General features: G+C 37.5%; 18 protein-coding genes. 12 read left to right on the forward strand and 6 right to left on the reverse strand.

Features of this window, described 5'->3' with window-relative positions; genetic code table 11:
- Positions 1-79 precede the first annotated feature (79 nt).
- The 3 genes from R2Q70_RS03850 to R2Q70_RS03855 form a co-directional block, all read right to left on the reverse strand.
- Positions 80-1858: an aromatic amino acid hydroxylase gene (locus R2Q70_RS03850; protein WP_316806339.1), complete on the reverse strand. Its 1779-nt coding sequence runs from the start codon at positions 1856-1858 to the stop codon at positions 80-82.
- 431 nt (positions 1859-2289) lie between these two features.
- Positions 2290-2802: a GtrA family protein gene (locus R2Q70_RS21880; RefSeq protein WP_410478354.1), complete on the reverse strand. Its 513-nt coding sequence runs from the start codon at positions 2800-2802 to the stop codon at positions 2290-2292.
- A 71-nt stretch (positions 2803-2873) separates the two neighbouring features.
- The gene (locus tag R2Q70_RS03855) at positions 2874-3566 is read right to left on the reverse strand and encodes a CAP domain-containing protein (RefSeq protein ID WP_316806340.1); all 693 of its coding nucleotides are present in this window, start codon (positions 3564-3566) and stop codon (positions 2874-2876) included.
- A 135-nt stretch (positions 3567-3701) separates the two neighbouring features.
- Between R2Q70_RS03855 and R2Q70_RS03860 the strand changes: the two genes are divergently transcribed.
- Positions 3702-4898 carry an SH3 domain-containing C40 family peptidase gene (locus R2Q70_RS03860; protein WP_316806341.1) on the forward strand — a complete coding sequence of 399 codons (1197 nt, stop codon included), beginning with the start codon at positions 3702-3704 and terminating at the stop codon, positions 4896-4898.
- 63 nt (positions 4899-4961) lie between these two features.
- Here R2Q70_RS03860 and R2Q70_RS03865 read toward each other — a convergent pair whose 3' ends face one another.
- The 3 genes from R2Q70_RS03865 to R2Q70_RS03875 form a co-directional block, all read right to left on the reverse strand.
- Entirely contained in the window at positions 4962-5726 is a 765-nt protein-coding gene (locus R2Q70_RS03865; protein ID WP_316806342.1) for an SDR family oxidoreductase, read from the reverse strand.
- An 88-nt stretch (positions 5727-5814) separates the two neighbouring features.
- Positions 5815-6222 carry an AraC family transcriptional regulator gene (locus R2Q70_RS03870; RefSeq protein WP_316806343.1) on the reverse strand — a complete coding sequence of 136 codons (408 nt, stop codon included), beginning with the start codon at positions 6220-6222 and terminating at the stop codon, positions 5815-5817.
- Positions 6223-6459: 237 nt separating this feature from the next.
- Positions 6460-8103: a glycine--tRNA ligase gene (locus R2Q70_RS03875; protein ID WP_316806344.1), complete on the reverse strand. Its 1644-nt coding sequence runs from the start codon at positions 8101-8103 to the stop codon at positions 6460-6462.
- A 365-nt stretch (positions 8104-8468) separates the two neighbouring features.
- Here R2Q70_RS03875 and R2Q70_RS03880 point away from each other — a divergent pair, with 365 nt between their 5' ends.
- From R2Q70_RS03880 to R2Q70_RS03930, 11 genes are all read left to right on the forward strand, one after another.
- Positions 8469-9389: a glycerophosphodiester phosphodiesterase family protein gene (locus R2Q70_RS03880; protein ID WP_316806345.1), complete on the forward strand. Its 921-nt coding sequence runs from the start codon at positions 8469-8471 to the stop codon at positions 9387-9389.
- Positions 9390-9491: 102 nt separating this feature from the next.
- On the forward strand, positions 9492-10199 hold the full coding sequence (locus R2Q70_RS03885) for an ATP-binding cassette domain-containing protein (protein ID WP_316806346.1): 708 nt from the start codon (positions 9492-9494) through the stop codon (positions 10197-10199).
- 5 nt (positions 10200-10204) lie between these two features.
- A complete protein-coding gene (locus tag R2Q70_RS03890) occupies positions 10205-10768 on the forward strand; it encodes a hypothetical protein (protein ID WP_316806347.1) in 564 nt (187 codons plus the stop codon).
- 90 nt (positions 10769-10858) lie between these two features.
- On the forward strand, positions 10859-11545 hold the full coding sequence (locus tag R2Q70_RS03895) for a porin family protein (RefSeq protein WP_316806348.1): 687 nt from the start codon (positions 10859-10861) through the stop codon (positions 11543-11545).
- An 82-nt stretch (positions 11546-11627) separates the two neighbouring features.
- Positions 11628-12401, forward strand: a complete 774-nt coding sequence (locus R2Q70_RS03900) for a hypothetical protein (RefSeq protein WP_316806349.1) — start codon at positions 11628-11630, stop codon at positions 12399-12401.
- Positions 12402-12442: 41 nt separating this feature from the next.
- Entirely contained in the window at positions 12443-13168 is a 726-nt protein-coding gene (gene gldF, locus R2Q70_RS03905) for a gliding motility-associated ABC transporter permease subunit GldF (RefSeq protein WP_316806350.1), read from the forward strand.
- On the forward strand, positions 13168-14850 hold the full coding sequence (gldG, locus tag R2Q70_RS03910; RefSeq protein ID WP_316806351.1) for a gliding motility-associated ABC transporter substrate-binding protein GldG: 1683 nt from the start codon (positions 13168-13170) through the stop codon (positions 14848-14850). The genes gldF and gldG overlap by 1 nt, the downstream gene beginning before the upstream one ends.
- Positions 14851-14883: 33 nt before the next feature.
- Positions 14884-16008, forward strand: a complete 1125-nt coding sequence (gene dnaN / locus R2Q70_RS03915) for a DNA polymerase III subunit beta (RefSeq protein WP_116167472.1) — start codon at positions 14884-14886, stop codon at positions 16006-16008.
- Positions 16009-16092: 84 nt separating this feature from the next.
- Positions 16093-16764: a DUF4397 domain-containing protein gene (locus R2Q70_RS03920; RefSeq protein WP_316806352.1), complete on the forward strand. Its 672-nt coding sequence runs from the start codon at positions 16093-16095 to the stop codon at positions 16762-16764.
- Positions 16765-16823: 59 nt separating this feature from the next.
- Positions 16824-17531, forward strand: coding sequence for a hypothetical protein (locus R2Q70_RS03925; protein ID WP_316806353.1), 708 nt, complete (start codon positions 16824-16826; stop codon positions 17529-17531).
- Positions 17532-17599: 68 nt separating this feature from the next.
- The gene (locus tag R2Q70_RS03930) at positions 17600-18283 is read left to right on the forward strand and encodes a VTT domain-containing protein (RefSeq protein ID WP_410478355.1); all 684 of its coding nucleotides are present in this window, start codon (positions 17600-17602) and stop codon (positions 18281-18283) included.
- Positions 18284-18368: the final 85 nt, after the last annotated feature.

Genomic DNA, 18368 nt, shown 5'->3' on the forward strand with positions numbered 1-18368 from the left:
CAAATTTAATTAAATTATATCAATTTTCACAGTTGTAATGTTTAGGCGACATGCGTGAATAAACAATTTAAGGCCACAGTTATTCTTCAATTAATTGGCTTACCGGATTTTTAATCACATGTAATCCATCGTTAATTAATTTATGATGATCTGCTTCTCTGTTGGCTTTAAGTTCCAGGTAAATTTGAACTTCTTTTTCCAGCTGGTGGTATATTTTCTTATGATAAACAATTTCTAAAACTTCCAGAGCGCAAAGCCAATCATGCCTGAAGTTGTTTTTTAACTGGTTGAAAATTTCTGGCAACCGGTCTAAATGCTCATCGCTTTCCCTGATTTCGCGAACCGATTTGTATAATTGATGAAGTTTTACCGTTTTCTCATCGTAAAGAATGGCATGCGTTTTCTCCTGGCTAATCAAAGTAATTTCCTCAAAGGCATCTTTGTCGGCTGCACCATTAAATACTGAAACAATTTTTTCACCAACAGCCATGTCGTAATTTCCCCATTCTGGTTTGAATAGAATATTGCCATTGCTTTCTGTCACGGTACAATCTCTGAAAACAATTAAAATTACCTTTCCAGCTACCTTTACAATCTCCGCTACATTACCTGCCACAGTGATGCCGCTTTCAAAAACCAGTTTTGTTTTATTGCCGACGAAGCAACCTAAAGCAATCATTTCCGCTTCAGTATAATCTTCCAGAGGTTTAATGGCATCCTTTAATTTTCCTACGGGAGATGAAAAACCATCCTGATGATAATTTTTGCCATGCCCTTCTAGTTGTTTGCCATTAACAGCCAGTGCAGACGGGCCAGTTGTTTTAATAAAGGTTAAATCATCATTGGAAGCAATACCGATATCGGTAAACACCCCGCTCACCTGTAACCCTGAGCTATAAACAGCGGTTGCTACGTTTTTACAGGCAATGGCTTTCATTACACTTTCTGCGCCACCAACCCTAAAAGCCATGGTATTGGCAAATTGTTCCAAAACATCAATCAAATTTTGAAAAGTTTCGGTAACAAAAAGTTGTGGCTGTGGCTGCGTAATGTCGTAGGGATAATTAATAGTATCGATGTTATACCAAAGTTTTTCAACCTCCGGTTGCATACAAGTAGCACTTTCGCCAATTGATGATAACAAACCTGCGCCATAAATTTTTGGATTTTCTAAACTGCCAATTAAACCATATTCTACCGTCCACCAGTGCAAACGACCAAGTAACGCCATTTCAGAAGGCTCGCCCATGTTTTCGTTTATGTAACGAAGCTCTTTTTCCGCTTTGGCAATTTGCACATCATCCGCATCAGCAGCTTCCTTCAAAATAGAAAGTTTTCTAATGGCTTCATAAAGTTCAAAATCTTTAGCCGAAAACATTGCCTTCGCTCCAATTGAACCGAAATAACTGAGATAATTGTTATAATCCGTATCGGCAATAATGGGTGCATGGCCGGCACTTTCATGGATAATATCAGGGGCTGGAGTGTACTCGATATGATTGATTTGTCTGATGTCGGCGGCAATCACCAAAACCCTGTAAGCCTGATATTCCATAAACGCTGCCGGTGGAATAAAACCATCAACAGTCACAGCACCCCAGCCAATTTTGCCTAAATTATCGTTCATGGTTTGCAAATCGGGAATGTATTCGATGCTTAAACCCGCCCGTTGCAAACCCTTAATGTAGGGGTAATAGGCAACATTTTTTAAGTAGCTGTAGTTTTGCCGCATTACATAACGCCACACCGCCTGATCTATTGGGGTATACTTTTCGTAGTTCTGGGCTACAATAAATTGTTTTAAATGCCGGGGTAGTTTTGCTACTTGCGCATTATTAAAGTCATTAAAATGGCTCATAGGTTATGAAATAAGTTGGTCGGAAGCTAAGATATGCTGTTGCTTTTATGTTAGCAAATTAGCGACTGCCTAAATTAACAGCCTAACGTAATAAAGGTTTGATGTGCTAATTTCTAATTTTTAAACCATAGGATTTTTGATTAGGAAAGCTAAGCCTGTATTTCATTTTTAGCTTAAGCCGGGCTGTTCGCTAAATTCCCGATGAAAAATCGGGAGATATCGCTGCCATCCCGTTTATACACCCGGGCTGCTGCAAAAATTAAAAAGGCAGACCGGCCGGTAGCATGAAAACTCAAATCATATTACAACATTGGCCACTTAAACCCGACCAAAGTGAAAAGCCCGTAATCCCGATTTTTCATCGGGAGCGGACTTGAAACGGGGGCGGGGCGGCAGTAACCTAAACGCCACTATACCTGCTTTCCAAAATATTAATGCTTCCTGTCAGCGGTCTTATTGCCGATTTTTTTTACACTGAAAGTAAAATAATGTTGGTATAGATAGCTAAAGAGCGCCATCAATACTGAAACCAATATTCTCGAAAGCATGGATAAGGTAGGGTAATCTCTCAAGAGTTCCAGTAAAAATTTCAATAACACATAGTTTGCCAAAATGTTAATGAATTGAAGGTTAAGAAATCGAAAGAGTTGTACCCGACCTTTCAATTCGCTATGTGTAAAAATTATATACTTATTTAATAAAAAACTTGTGGGTATTGCAACACAATAATCTACTATTAATGAAGCAGTTTCTCTTTGCAATACGATAAAGCCAAAGTTGACGGCTTTGGTTTTAAAAATGAAAAAGTATGCAAAGTAATAGCTAAGTATTCCTAATAGCAGCGTCCCTCCGCCGGTAGCCAAATACCTGAAATTATGTAAGGAAATAAATTTTTTAAACGGGGGATAAAAAAAATCTATAAAAGCTAAAATCGCCTTGCGCATTTTTGAAATAATTTCGCCAAAAATATAAAGATTTGCCGCAATAGTTAAATATATTCCGAAATCATCAAATCTTACTGCTGGTTATTGGTATAATAAATGGGCTGTGATACAAAATCAATTACGGCACACCAGGTGTAAGTTGGGTGCCTTTGAATACCCACGCCAACGGTATTAAACTTGTTCTTTTGATCGAGAATGTTAAACCGATGCCCCAACGATGGTACGCCGCAGTCTAAAAGTAAATGGCAAACGATATCAAGGCTATTTGAATAGCCGAAGTCGATATTTTCACTCATGGTTTTGTTGGGGAAATACCTGGACAGGCGTTTTGCAAACTTAGTTCCATCGCTGCTTTCATGTGTATCAATGTTGTTTTTGTTTAAATCCTGCGCATGGTTTTTGCTCAATAAAGTTAATTTTTCATCAGGATAATACAAGGGCAGGTTTTTTACAGTTTGTAAATGTTTAAGCAGTGAAACGTAATAGGAGTTATTTCTGGCAATTTTAAGCTGATTATAATTGCGGTACTTTTTAACCTTGGCATTGTAGTTATTAATATAGTCTTCCAGGAATGTATAGTAAAATTTTTCACCGTCTATCCTGATCAAATTCATGTACATCACTATATTCTTTTCCTCGGTGCTTAAATACGGAGCATTGGCAGCCGTATTTGCGCTTCGAAATTCAGCATCGGTCCAGGTTTGTGCCGATACACCAGCGCTCAACATGGTGAAAAATAAAAACGGTAGTAGCAGTTTGGTCATCAGGGTAATTTCATCAATAACGCCTGTAAAACGTATTTATTTTCAGGCGAGAAACTTAATGCAAAAAGCATGGAAGTAAGTAATTAGTTACAGCCTGCAAGGTTCGGGCAATTGAAATATTACTAATTTTAAAATATGAAAAAACTGGGCATATTCACTTTGCTTTTAACTGTGGCAACTGCTTTAAAAGCACAGGTTGATACTACTGCAATTTACGCAATTGCAAATGCTGTAAAAAAGGAATTTGCTCCCGATAAACGATCTGTTTATTTCGGCTTCCACATTAAAGGTGATACCGTTTTTGTAGAAAGCAGCTCGGAAAAAGCTTTGGAAGCTTTTAATACAAAAACCAAAACGCTGACCAGCATAATTAAAGTGAGTAAAAGTCTTCCTTCGCAATTACTGAACGGAATGGAATACGGATTAGCCAATTTATCGGTTTGTAACAACAGGGCAGCGCCTCAAAATGCCGCAGAGATGATGACGCAAATGACGCTGGGAACACCTGTAGAAGTGCTTAAAAAACAAGGTGGTTACTATCTGGTGCGAACACCTGATGGTTATTTATCTTATACTGATGGTGCTGCGTTAAGTTTAATGAACAGGGAAACATTTGAAAAGTGGAAGAAGGCCAAACGAATAATTTACCTGGCAGATTATGGACATGCGTATACCGAAGCAGAGGAAACATCAATGCGTGTTTCTGACTTGGTAAAAGGAAATATTTTAGAAGTAAGCGCCGAAGATAAAAAGTTTTACAAAGTGATATTTCCAGATGGAAGAGTTGGCTTTGTGAAGAAAACTGACGCTACCTTATTTGCTGATTGGAGGAAACAGGTGAATCCTGGCGCCGAGGCCATATTGGCAACAGCCAAAACATTAATAGGTGTGCCTTACTTGTGGGGTGGAACATCAATAAAAGGCGTGGATTGCAGTGGATTTACGAAAACAAGCTACTTTCTAAACGGAATTGTGATACCCAGAGATGCGTCGCAACAAGCTTTGATTGGTGAAAATATCGATGTACTGGAAAATGATTCGACAAGCCTGGAGAAATGTTTAAAAAATTTGAAAGCTGGGGATTTACTTTTCTTTTCGGCGGCCAAACTTAGAGGAATAGCAGATGGCAAAATTACACATACGGCAATTTACATGGGTGCTGGAACTTTTATACAGTCTGCAGGCATGGTCCGCATCAATAGTCTTGATCCCAAAGCATCAAATTTCGATGAGCGGGAGTTTAAAACACTGGTGAGTGCCAGAAGAATTCTCAATCAGATTGGTCAGCCTGAAATCACCAGAGTTGATCATCATGACTGGTATGGAAAATAACTGGCAGAAAACCAAAAAGGCATCGGAATTATAAACCTGATGCCTTTTTGATTGAAACATATTTTACAAAAACATGCCGCCTGAAATTTCAATGCGTTGAGCGTTGATCCATCTTGCTTCTTCCGTACATAAAAACGCAACTACTCCGCCAATATCATCTGGTAAGCCCACGCGGCCCAAAGCGGTTTGTGAGGCAATCCCGGCATTCATTTGTTCGTTGTCGCGAACCACGCCTCCGCCAAAATCAGTTTCAATAGCGCCTGGTGCAACAATATTCGATCTGATTCCTCTTGAGCCTAACTCTTTTGCCTGATATTTTGTTAAGGTTTCCATTGCACCTTTCATTGATGCATAAGCGGCGTAACCTGGTAAGCTAAATCTGGCCAAACCAGTAGATACGTTAATGATTGCACCGCCGTCATTTAAATGAGAAAGTGCTTTCTGCGTTAAAAAGAATGGCCCTTTAAACTGGATATTTACCAGCGTGTCAAATTGTTCTTCGCTGGTTTCCGCAAAAGAAGCATGAATGCCTATTCCTGCATTGTTCACTAAAAAATCAAACTGATCTGCATTGAAAACAGATTTTAAGATAGATTTAACTTCAGTAAAGAAGGTATCAAATGATGCAGATTCCCCAACATTTAATTGCACTGCAGCGGCATTTACGCCCAACTGTTTAATTTCAGCAACAGTTTCTTCTGCTTCTTCTTTTTTCGAATGATAAGTTACAATTACATCAATTCCCTTTTCGGCAATTTTTAGCGCTGCATTTTTGCCCAAACCACGGCTTCCGCCAGTTACTAAAGCAATTTTATTTTGTGTTCCCATTTTTCTTTTTTATTTGATAAACAAAATTAAAAGTAAATGAGCTAAAAAAATGGTGATACGTTAAGGAAAAATGGTGAGCATTTAAGTTTTATATGGTGATAATTTCCTTTTTTTCGGCTAATGATTTGAAATAAGCTTCGCGGTACTGCTTAGGGGTTTGGCCTGAAAAATGTTTAAAAAATTTAGTGAAATTTGAGGGGTCGTAAGTTAAAATCCTTGCAATTTCGGCAATGGGCATACTTACATTCTGCAGCATTGATTTAGAAATTTCCATCAAACGATCTTCAAAGAAGTAACATGGAGAATGTCCGGTTGCTTCTTTAATGGTATTGCTTAAGTGTGTGGGGTGAACATGAATTAAACCGGCAAAATCCCGAACCTCGAACATTTCAGTCGCTCTGCCAGAAACAATATCATCTAAATGTTTATCCAGTTCTTTTAAATAGTCGGCGGCAATTTCATGGCGGCGGGCAAAGAATTTTTGTGGAATTTTCATTATCGATGATTTGATGTATACACAAATATAAACTTCAACCCATTCAACTTACTGGCAAATGTGAAGATTGCGTTTTTTTTACTTTGGAATTACCACTGCATGTTCAGGAGATTTGAAGTTGAAAATTTCTCGTGATGTTTCGTCACACTCATTTCCTGAACATAAAAAAGTCGCAGGCTTATCACCTGCGACTAAATATATTATTCATAAATGCCGAACAAAATCAGCATGATTTGATTATGCCAATAAATTTTTCCAGCTTACCGCATTACCTACAATGCTGGCTAAATCAGCAATGGCAACACGTTCCTGGTCCATGCTGTCGCGATGGCGAATGGTAACGGTGTTGTCTTCTAAACTTTGGTGGTCAACAGTGATACAGAATGGCGTACCAACCGCATCCTGGCGGCGATAGCGTTTACCAATTGCATCTTTCTCTTCATAAATACAGTTGAAATCGAATTTCAATGCATCCATAATTTCACGGGCTTTTTCTGGCAAACCATCTTTTTTAGTTAATGGGAAAACAGCAACTTTATAAGGTGCCAAAGCCGGATGTAAGCGCAATAAAGTACGGCTATCCTGTTTGTCATCGGTGCTTAAATCCTGCTCTTCAAAAGCATTAATCATCGTCAACAAAAACATACGGTCTAAACCGATTGAAGTTTCAATAACGTAAGGCACATAGTTTCCGTAAGGTTTACCATCCTCATTTAAATCGTTATCGAAATACTGCATTTTCTTCCCAGAATATTCCTGGTGCTGTGTTAAATCGAAATCAGTACGGCTGTGAATACCCTCCACTTCCTTAAATCCAAATGGGAATTCAAATTCAATATCAGTTGCAGCATTGGCATAATGCGCCAGCTTCACATGGTCATGGTAACGATATTTTTCAGAAGAAGTGCCTAAAGCTTTGTGCCATTTCAATCGGGCTTCTTTCCAGTACTCAAACCATTTTTTATCTTCACCCGGACGAACGAAAAATTGCATTTCCATTTGCTCAAATTCACGCATACGCATAATAAACTGGCGGGCAATTACTTCATTTCTAAAAGCTTTACCTATTTGTGCAATACCGAAAGGAATTTTCATTCTTCCCGATTTTTGAACGTTCAAAAAGTTTACAAAAATGCCTTGTGCCGTTTCCGGGCGAAGGTAAACTTCGTCGCTTCCTTCTGCCATAGCACCAAACTGCGTACTAAACATCAGGTTAAACTGGCGAACATCTGTCCAGTTTGATGTTTTAGAAATCGGGCAAATTACTTTATAATCAACAATTAAATCTTTCAGCTGTGCTAAGTTTTCTGATTTAAGTGCCAAATTCATCTCAACTTCAAGCGCCAGGCCTTTCTTTACAAATCTCCAGCTTGCTTCATCAACAAAAGGATACTTTGTGCTTTCCAAAATTCCCTCTTCATCTTTAAAGCTCGGAATCCAGCTAGCCTGACCTTCATCACTTAAACCTAAAATTTCTTGTTGAAATTCTTCGAATTTAGCTTTGTTCTCTGTACTGAAATTTGCTAACTCAGAATACAACTCATCAATTTTATTTTCCAATAACTGGTCGGCACGATAACGTTTTTTCGAATCCTTGTTGTCAATCATCGGGTCGTTGAAACCGTCAACGTGTCCGCTGGCTTTCCAAACTTTCGGGTGCATAAAAATTGCAGAATCAATTCCAACAATGTTTTCATGCATCTGTACCATGGCTTTCCACCAGTACGTTTTAATGTTATTCTTCAACTCGGCACCCAGCTGGCCGTAATCGTAAACGGCACTTAAGCCATCATATATTTCGCTGCTTTGGAACACGAAACCGTATTCTTTAGCGTGTGATATTACATTTTTAAATTGTTCGTCGTTATTCTTTTGAGCCATAATGGAGGCAAAGATAATAAAAAGGTGGAGGGTTTAAAGGTATAGGGTTTAAGGTTTTTGGCTGAAGTGTAAAGGGTTTTAAATTTAAGATTCTGGTTAGCGTAAAGCGGATGGTATTTTCTTTACAGTTTCAGGATTTTTTAGAAAAGCAGTTGCGGTGCTCATCGGTATATTCAGTCCCGCTTTCCGCTTCAATCTTTTTCAAACCTAAAAGGTTTTAAAAACCTTATAGGTTTAATCAAAAGTATTTCCGCTTCAATCTGGTTTAGCTTGGCCAAGCTTGTAAATCTATTCAGGGTTGATTGCAAAATGCCAACAATTCCATTTAACATATTACATCTTCCATTTTTTCCTATTTTTGAAACATGAAATTCCATCACTTACTTTTCCTGGCTTTAATAGCAGTTTTTGCATCATGCAAACAAGAGGACAAAGTTCACCATCATATCAAATTTGATAAAACCGAAGATTTATACAAGTTTTTAAAATGGTCGCCAGATAATCGTTTTCCGTTAATTAGTGCTCACCGTGGCGGCCCAATGCCAGGCTTTCCTGAAAATTGTATCGAAACATTTGAAAACGCCACCACTTATAACCCAATGGTGATTGAATTTGATATTGCTTACAGTAAAGATTCCGTAATGGTGATCATGCATGATGATCAGTTAGACCGAACTTCGACAGGGAAGGGAAACATTGGCAACTACACTTACGAGGAGTTAAAAGCTTTTAACTTAAAAGATGATGATGATCTGGAAACCAATTTCAAAATCCCAACTTTAGATAGTGTTTTAAGCTGGAGTAAAGGTAAAGTACTACTTACAATAGATTTAAAGAGAGGTGTTTCCTACGCGAAAGTGATTGAGAAAGTTCGACAATATCATGTAGAAAGCAATTCAATTATCATTACTTACACGGCAAACCAGGCCAAAGAAGTGCATCAGTTGGCGCCCGATTTGATGATTTCTGCATCAGTACAAAAGAAATCAGAACTAAAAAGGTTGAATAGTTTAGGCATTCCGAACAATAGGATTGTTGCTTTTGTTGGTGTTGCTGCTCCAGATAAAGAACTTTATCAATATCTGCATGATAAAGGTATTACAACGATACTGGGGACCATGGGCAATATTGATAAAAGTTCAATAGCCAATCCGGTAAAAAACGTATATTATCATTTGGTAAATAATGGCGCCGATATTTTATCATCAGATAATATTGCTCAGGCGGCAGAGCAATTAGATAAGTTTAGGTACAACAAAAAGTTGAGTTCATTGCATGTGAATTAGAATATTGTCATTGCTTCGTACCTCGCAATGACGACTAGCTTTTTTTTAAAACTTCGTGTACTTTGCGAATAACTTTGTGTTCTTTGCGGTTAGATATTTCATATGAGTATTTCAGTTAAAAACCTTTCTAAACATTACGACAAGCAAAAAGCTGTCGACGCCATTAGTTTTGAAGCTAAACCTGGGCGCATTTTAGGTTTTCTGGGGCCGAATGGTGCAGGGAAATCGACAACAATGCGTATGCTTACGGGTTATCTCGAGCCTACATCGGGTAGTGCCGAAATCTCAAATCAGAATATTTTAACGCAAGCCATTGAAGCGAAGAAAAACATTGGCTACTTGCCTGAAAATACACCGCTTTACACAGATATGTATGTAAAGGAGTTTCTCAACTTTGTTGGCCAAACCTATGAGTTGAAAAATTTAGTTAACCGCGTTGATGAAGTAATTAAACTTGTTGGATTAAGTCCTGAGCAGCATAAGAAAATTGGCATGTTATCAAAAGGCTATCGTCAGCGGGTAGGTTTGGCGCAAGCCATTATTCATAATCCTGAAGTTTTGATTTTGGATGAGCCTACTTCAGGTTTAGATCCAAATCAACTGGTAGACATCAGGGCTTTGATTAAAGAACTGGGCAAAAATAAAACCGTGGTGATTTCCACCCACATCATGCAAGAAGTTGAAGCCATTTGCGATGACATCATCATCATCAACAAGGGTAAAATTGTGGCAAATGATACGTTGGATGGAATTAAAAAAGCCAATAATCAAGATTCGTTAGAAGATATTTTTAGAAAACTCACTGCGTAATAATCATGTTTAAGCTCCGTTTCATTTTACTTTTACTTCTATTTTTTACTGTAGGAAATTTAAAAGCTCAAAATTCAACCAGTATTAGTGTTGGTGCCGAATTTGGACTTCCTTCAGGGAATTTTGTTAGTCTATCCAGCATCGGGTTAGGCGCATCTATCAAAGCAGAATTTCCAATATCTTCCGAATTTGCCTTAACCGCTAACGGTGGCATCATGAATTTTTTCGGAAAGCGAAACCAACTTATTAATGTACGCGATTTGGTCTATATCCCATTAAAAGCTGGCTTGAAATATCAATTGGGTGAGCATTTTTATGCCGAAGGTCAATTGGGCGCAGGTTTGCCTGCCAACAACGGACAAAAAACCGTTTTTGTGTGGTCACCCGGTATTGGCAACCAATTTAAACTGTCGGGAAAAAACAAACTTGATTTAGGTATTCGTTATGAAGGTTGGACAGGGAAAAATGAAACTAGAATAATTGGCATCAATAACACCAGTACTAAAGGTTTTGTAGGCATTCGATTTGCTTACGTGTTCGGGTTAGGATTAAAATCTAAGCAACCTTAAAATCTTTTTCCGTTAACTAAACATTAATTTTCTATCGTAACGGCTTAAAGTGTACAGGTTTTTGTAACTTTCAGCGTCTAAATAAACGATATGAAAAAAATATTTACCACAACACTGTTGTGTGCCATTTGCACTTTTACCTTTGCGCAAACTAGAATCGGTGTAAAAGCTGGCGTAACTTTGCCAACAATGTCGTCTTACAGTACGGCTCAAAGTTTTGATGGTCCATCAGAATATAACTTCAAATCCACTGTTTCCTTCTACATTGGTGGAACAATCGATTATCCAGTTTCCGAGAGGTTTGCCCTTCAACCGGGTTTAACATTAACTGGTAAAGGTGGAAAAACCGAGGTTTTCGAATCGAATTTTGAGCCGAACAACTTGTTTTCCTTTCAAGGCACCTATGAATTATCTACAATGTATCTTGAGGTTCCTGTTAATGCAATGTTCAATTTCAATTTAGGCGCTGGAAAAATATTTTTCGGAGCCGGTCCTTATTATGCATTTGCAATAAGTGGTACGGCAAAAAGAAATGGGATGGCAACCTCAAGTTCAATAACTACAATTTCATCAAAACAAGATGTAGACTTTGGAAGCAATAAAGATTACAAAAGCGGAGATTTCGGATTAAACTTTTTGGCCGGGTATCAACTGAAAAGTGGATTTAACATTCATACAGGTTATGGTTTAGGATTAACGAGTATCGATACCGATGGCTTCGATGAAACATCGTTAAAAAACCGTGTGTTTTCGGTAGGCTTAGGTTTTTCGTTTTAAATTCGATAGGCCTTCAGGGTTTTATTTAAACTCTAACCTCCTTTTATTCCATGTATTTGGGTAAATTAGCTTAAGCAAAAATATGTTCCAGTATATCTTTTTCCTGCTCATCTACCCAGCGTTACTTTTATTAAGTGTTTCTTTGGGTACGCGTTATGCTGCGCACCGAACAAAATTAAACAAGTCATGGACAAATATTGGTCTTGAATCGAGTTTAATGAGCATTTATGCACTGTTGCTTTCTTTTGCTTTGGCAGGTTCCAGCAATCACGCCAGCCAGCGAAATGAAGAGATTTATTCAGTTGCCGATAAGCTTTCATTGGTTATTAAGAAATCGAAATACTACGAAGACGAACTTAAACGTGGCGTTCAGAAATATCTTATAACCTTTTTTTCTATCCATCAGCACAACCTAAATCCGAATGCTAAAGAAAGCGAATATGTTGTAAAGCAAATTCTCCACAATGATCAGCAACTGGATTACTTTTTAATAGACTATCAGAAAAAGCATATTGAAAGCAGAGCGGAAATTTCGGAGATCACTACGAATTCCAGCGCTTTGCGATCTGCGTATATTCGCCTTACTCAAAACTATGGTAAAAACACACCCACATTAATTATCAGTATTTTAATATTGTATTCTTTTTTGATGGGATTTTTAATTGGGTACATGACTAAAATTCATAGTAACCAAACATTTATAGTCACTACCATCTTCATTGTAATCAGCGCCGTTATGATTGGTGCAATATGGGATCAGGATAATCCTGGCATAGGTTTCATCAGACCTAATTATGAAAGTATAAATGATGTAAGCGATTTATTCCGGGCATATTTACTTCGTGATCGTATTTAATTTGCTGGAATAAATGGCTAACTTCGGCATTTAAATTTTCTATGTACGCAGTATTTAAACGCGAGTTATTCAGTTTCTTAAGTTCGATGGTTGCTTATATCACCATCGGCGTTTTTTTATTGGTTTCGGGTCTTTTACTTTGGTTTTTTCCTGATACCTCTTTACTAGATTACGGATATGCAGATTTAGCTGGCTTTTTTAGTTTGGTGCCTTATTTGTTTATGTTTCTGATCCCAGCCATCACGATGCGCTCTTTTGCCGAAGAAAGGAGAGAAGGGACCTATGAGCTGCTCATCACCAGGCCTATTACGGTTTGGCAAATCGTTATCGCAAAATATTTGTCTAGTTTGGTATTGGTGTTGTTTTCACTAATTCCTACCATCATTTATTATTATTCCATGTCAAAACTTGGATTTCCGGAAGGCAATATCGATGCCGGAGCAGTAATTGGTTCTTACATTGGTTTATTCTTGTTGGGCGCTGCCTTTACATCAATTGGATTGTTTGCATCTGCTTTGACCAAAAATCAAGTAATTGCTTTTGTTATTTGCGCCGCTTTATGTGCCTTTGCTTTTCTGGGTTTTGATTATTCCAGTCAACTCATTTCACTGCAAAATATATCCGGTTTAATTTCTGGTTTGGGCATCAATCAACACTATAACTCCATTAGCCGAGGTGTTTTAGATACCCGTGATTTGATTTATTTCATCACCTTTTCGGTCTTATTTTTATTATTCACCAAGTTAGTAATAGGAGGGAAGCGATAATGGCAAAAAATAAATGGTTTGGTTTTATCATGGTCATTATCGCTTTGCTAGTATTTAACATTGTTGGTCATTATTTTTTCCATCGATTTGATTTTACTGCCGATAAGCGTTTCACCTTAAGTGAGAAAACGAAAGCGTTATTGAGCAACAACCAAAAGCCAGTTACCATCACCATTTTTTTAGATGGACAATTGCCGCCGGCTTTGAAGCGGTTGCAGGCAGGTGTAAAAGATCTGCTGGCTGACTATAAGGCCTATGCAAATGCCGAAATCAAGCTTAACTATGTTGATCCGCTTGCTGGATTAACTGCTGCTGAGCAGGATACAGTAATATACAATATGGCTCAGGATGGGATTGAGGCTACACGTACAGCGTTAAAGACGGAAAGTGGTACTACCGAAAAGATCATTGTCCCTGCCGCGGTGATAGAGGCCGATGGAAAGCAGATGCCAGTTAAACTGCTTCAAAACTTCAATGTGGCGGGCGGTTATGAAGAAAATATCAACAGATCCATCGAGAATTTAGAATACATATTTACATCAAGTTTAAAAAAGGTGTTAAATGGTTATAATCCCCGTATTGGCTTCACAGAATCAAATGGTGAATTGACGGATTTGCAGCTGGAAGATGCAAGAGTGACTTTGGCAAACAACTACATTGTGGGTCGGGTTGATTTAAATACAATTACCAAAGAAGGTTTGGGTAAATTAAATATGATGGTTATCGCCAAGCCTCAAAAGCCATTTTCAGAAACTGAAAAATATAAAATCAATTATTTTGTAATGAACGGCGGTCGTGTGCTCTGGAGTATCGATCAAAATAATGCAGCACTAGAAAACCTGCGAACGCAAAACGGGCAGTTGGCCACCGCAATGGATTTGAATCTGGACGACATGTTATTTATGTATGGCGCCAGGGTTAATTACAACATCATTGCCGATCCGGCAAACAACGCAGAAATTCCGGTTTCTACAGGTGCTGTTGGTGCGCAAAGCCAGATGCAACTCTATCCCTGGATTTACTATCCGATTTTACTTCCTGATACGGCACAAAGTGTAGTTAAAAAAATAGATGGCATTAAATCAGAATTTCCCAGCACTGTTGATACCATTGGTGTTAAAGGCGTTAGCAAATCCTATATTTTAGCAACTTCGCCATACAATAAAGTGTATAACTTGCCAAAACCCTTCAGTTTGCAGATGGTTGCAGCACAACTAGACCCAAGGGAATTCCAAAGCACTCCGCAGAATGTAGGTTTAATTTTGGAGGGAAGTTTTCCATCGGTATTTGCCGGTAGGCCATTGCCTCAAGGGATCAGCCAACCTTTTACAACCGTACTAAATAGCAAACCCACAAAAATGATTGTGATTGGTGATGGTGATATTTTTAAAAATCAGATCTCTGAAAAAGACGGCTCAGCGTTTCCTTTGGGTTTTGATCGTTTTTCGCAACGAACCTTTGGCAATAAAGCATTACTATTGAATATTGTTGATTATTTCACCGATGATGATAATCTGATTAGCTTAAGAAATAAGGAAGTGAAGATTAGGTTGCTGGATAAAGCCAAAATTAAACTGGAAAAAGGTAAATGGCAATTTATAAATGTGGCGGCGCCCTTGCTATTGTTAATATTCTTTGCAATTTTTCAACATTATTACCGCAAATACAAGTACGCTAAATAATTTTTATATTTTTGAAGAAGACTAATTGATATCATGAGATTTATTGTATCCACATCAACTTTATTAAAACATTTACAAACTGTGAATGGTGCCTCGAGCAGCAGTACAGTTTTACCTATACTTGAAAATTTTCTTTTCGAAATTAAAGACGGAAACTTAACGATCTCTGCTACCGATTTACAAACCAGTATGACTACTGCTTTGGCTGTAGAATCAAAGGAAGAAGGTAAAGTTGCCGTTCCATCTAAAATTTTACTAGATACGCTTAAAACTTTGCCCGATCAGCCGATTGCTTTCAATATTGATGATGCAACTTTTGCCATCGAAATTAGTGCTGGCGATGGAAAATATAAATTGAGTGGCGAAAATGGTGATGATTTCCCTAAAATTCCTGTCGTTGAAAATGCTTCTTCGGTAAATTTACCAGCTTCGGTGTTAACAGAAGCCATTACCAAAACTATTTTTGCGGTAAGTAATGATGAATTGCGCCCGGCAATGACTGGTGTTTTTTGTCAGCTTTCTCAACAACACATCACTTTTGTTGCTACCGATGCACACAAACTGGTTCGTTACCGCAGAATGGATAGCAAAGCTGATAAAGCAACCTCATTCATTTTGCCTAAAAAAGCCTTAACGTTATTAAAGGCAGCTTTGCCTTCTACAGATATCAATGTTTCTGTTGATTACAATGCCACAAGTGCTTTCTTTAAGTTTGAAAACATCAATTTAGTGTGTCGTTTAATAGACGAACGCTATCCTGATTACGAAGCAGTAATTCCTCAGAACAATCCAAATAAACTGGTTATTGATAGAGGCTTGTTTTTAAATACACTTCGTCGCGTAGTTATTTTTGCCAATAAAACAACACACCAGGTAAGGTTAAAAATTAACGGAAGCGAGTTGAATATTTCTTCGGAAGATTTGGATTTCGCTAACGAAGCTCATGAGCGTTTAAGTTGCCAGTATGATGGAGAAGACCTTGAAATTGGTTTCAACGCTCGTTTTTTAATAGAAATGCTTAGCAACTTAAGTGGCGATGAAGTAACATTAGAATTATCGACACCCAACAGGGCAGGACTATTGATCCCTCAAACCAATGATGAGAATGAAGATGTATTAATGTTGGTGATGCCGGTAATGCTTAACAATAGTTATTAGTCTACTAACGTTTTAGTCGAAGTATAAGAAAATGGCTTGGTTTTTGACCAAGCCATTTTTGTTTACCGACCAAATACATTCTCTATGAAAATCTTTACTAACCGCTCTATTTTTCTTCTCTTTCCACTATTTTTCATTGGTTTAACGTCCTGCAAAAAACATGATCCTGATGTTGTGGTTAATGGCGAAGCAAAGGTTAAAATGATTAACGCTACACAAACAGAAGCAGACCAGGATGTATATGTTGATGGGGGAAAACGTTCTATAACAGCATTGGCTTTTGCCCAAACAACAGATTATTTAAAAGTTGCCTCTGGCAGCAGAAGCATCCGTTTTATCGGTTCTGCTAATCTGCCAACCGAATCTGCAATTAATTTCACGCCTTCACTTACCTATTCTACATTTCTGGTGAGCGACAGAAATGGTGCCAGACAAATTGTAAGTTATGAGGATAACCTAAGCAATACCGAGAGTGGAAAAGCAAAGATTAAACTTATTAATTTAACGCCCTATTTTACCACAGGCATTAATGTGAGTGTACAGGCAGGTACACAATTTGTTAATGCTTTGCTTTTTAAGGAAGCATCGAGCTACTTTTCGGTAGATGCTGATCTGAATTTAAGATATAACGTAGTTGGTTCTGGAAGCATCAAAACCATTGATAATGCAAATTTTGCTGCGGGTAAAATTTACACCATTTGGTTTAGCGGTACAACAGCAGCAAATCTCGAAGCGCACATTATAACTGATAATTAAATGCATCGGTTTATATGCTTTCTCTTATCTTTACGTTTTATTAGAACAGTATAATTTTTATGAAAAAGCGTAATTTTTTGAATCCTAAAATACTTTTTATCCTTTTTGCAATTGTTCTGTTTAGCTCATGTATTAAAAACGATAATTTTATTGTAGGAGACTCAAAAGTTAGGATTTTCAATACGATCATTTCCGATACCTCTATAAATTTTTATTTCAACGAAGCTTTATTTAATAGTGTATCTGGCGTCACAGCGCTCGCTTCCAGCACTAATTCATCTTACTTTGTGGTAGAGGCTGATAAAGAATACAAAATAGATTCTCGTAATAGTGTTACTGGCGCCTCCAATAGTGAAATTAAAGAAAAGTTTACTTTAGGAAAAAATTATTCGATCTATTACACTAAAACAGATAGTTTGCCTGGAACGAAACCTAAATTGATTATCTACCAAGATACGGTTCGCCAAAATTTGGATATGGCTCAAATTATGTTCATTAACTATGGTTATACTTTGCGTTCAAAGGTGATAATTACTGATAGAAAGAAAACCTTTACTGAAACTATTGGTTATGGTGAGAAAACCGGTTACAGACAAATTCTTAATGTAGATAGCAGCAAATCAACAATTTTCTTAAGCCTTGTCGATTCTACTGCCGTTCGCGATTCTATTTCCTTTAGGAGTTTAGCCAAAGGAAAGGTTTACACCGTTATTATCGAAGGTGCAAAAAATGGTAAAATGAAACAACGTTTGGTACCAAACAATTAAATTTTCATACACTACTTATTTATCACTTCGATATTCATACTTTTGTCCAAAATATAAATTAACTACCCTTGGAATTTTTCGACTTACTTATACAATTACTTACTAATACAAAAGAAACATTAGAAGTAATTATGCAGGAATATAAAACCTGGACGTACCTTATTCTATTTCTTATCATTTTTGCTGAAACTGGTTTTGTAGTTACGCCTTTTTTACCTGGCGACTCGATGTTATTTGCTGTTGGTGCTTTAGTTGCGGGTGATGGAACAGGTTTAAATATCTGGTTTATGCTGTTGATCTTAATTGCTGCAGCTATTTTAGGTAATTCGGTGAATTATCAGTTGGGTAAGTATTTTGGAATTAAGGTTTTCAAAGAGAATAATAAGATCTTGAAGCTCAAATACTATCATCAATCACACGAATATTTTGAAAAGCATGGTGCAAAAGCCATCATTTTCAGTCGTTTTTTACCGATTATCAGAACCATTGCGCCTTTCGTAGCTGGAGCAGCGAGGATGTCTTTCGGGAAATTTACCTACTATAATGTTATTGGTGGTATCGCCTGGATCAGCAGTTTGTTGTTTGCTGGTTATTTATTAGGTAAAATTCCATTTGTAGAAAAAAACTTCGAAATATTAGTCTTAATTATCGCAGTAGGTACATTTGTACCGGTAATTTATGGTGCACTGAAATCCATCTTTTCAAAGAAAAAAGTGGAAGAGATTATTGAGGAAGAAATTAAAGAAGACTAAAGTTGAACAGCTTTCAAAATAAGCCGCACTATACAGGTTGTTCCTGTTATTGTGCGGCTTTTTTAATGTAATATATTTAAGAAGA

The organism is Pedobacter agri, from assembly GCF_032678665.1.
Lineage (GTDB): Bacteria > Bacteroidota > Bacteroidia > Sphingobacteriales > Sphingobacteriaceae > Pedobacter > Pedobacter agri_A.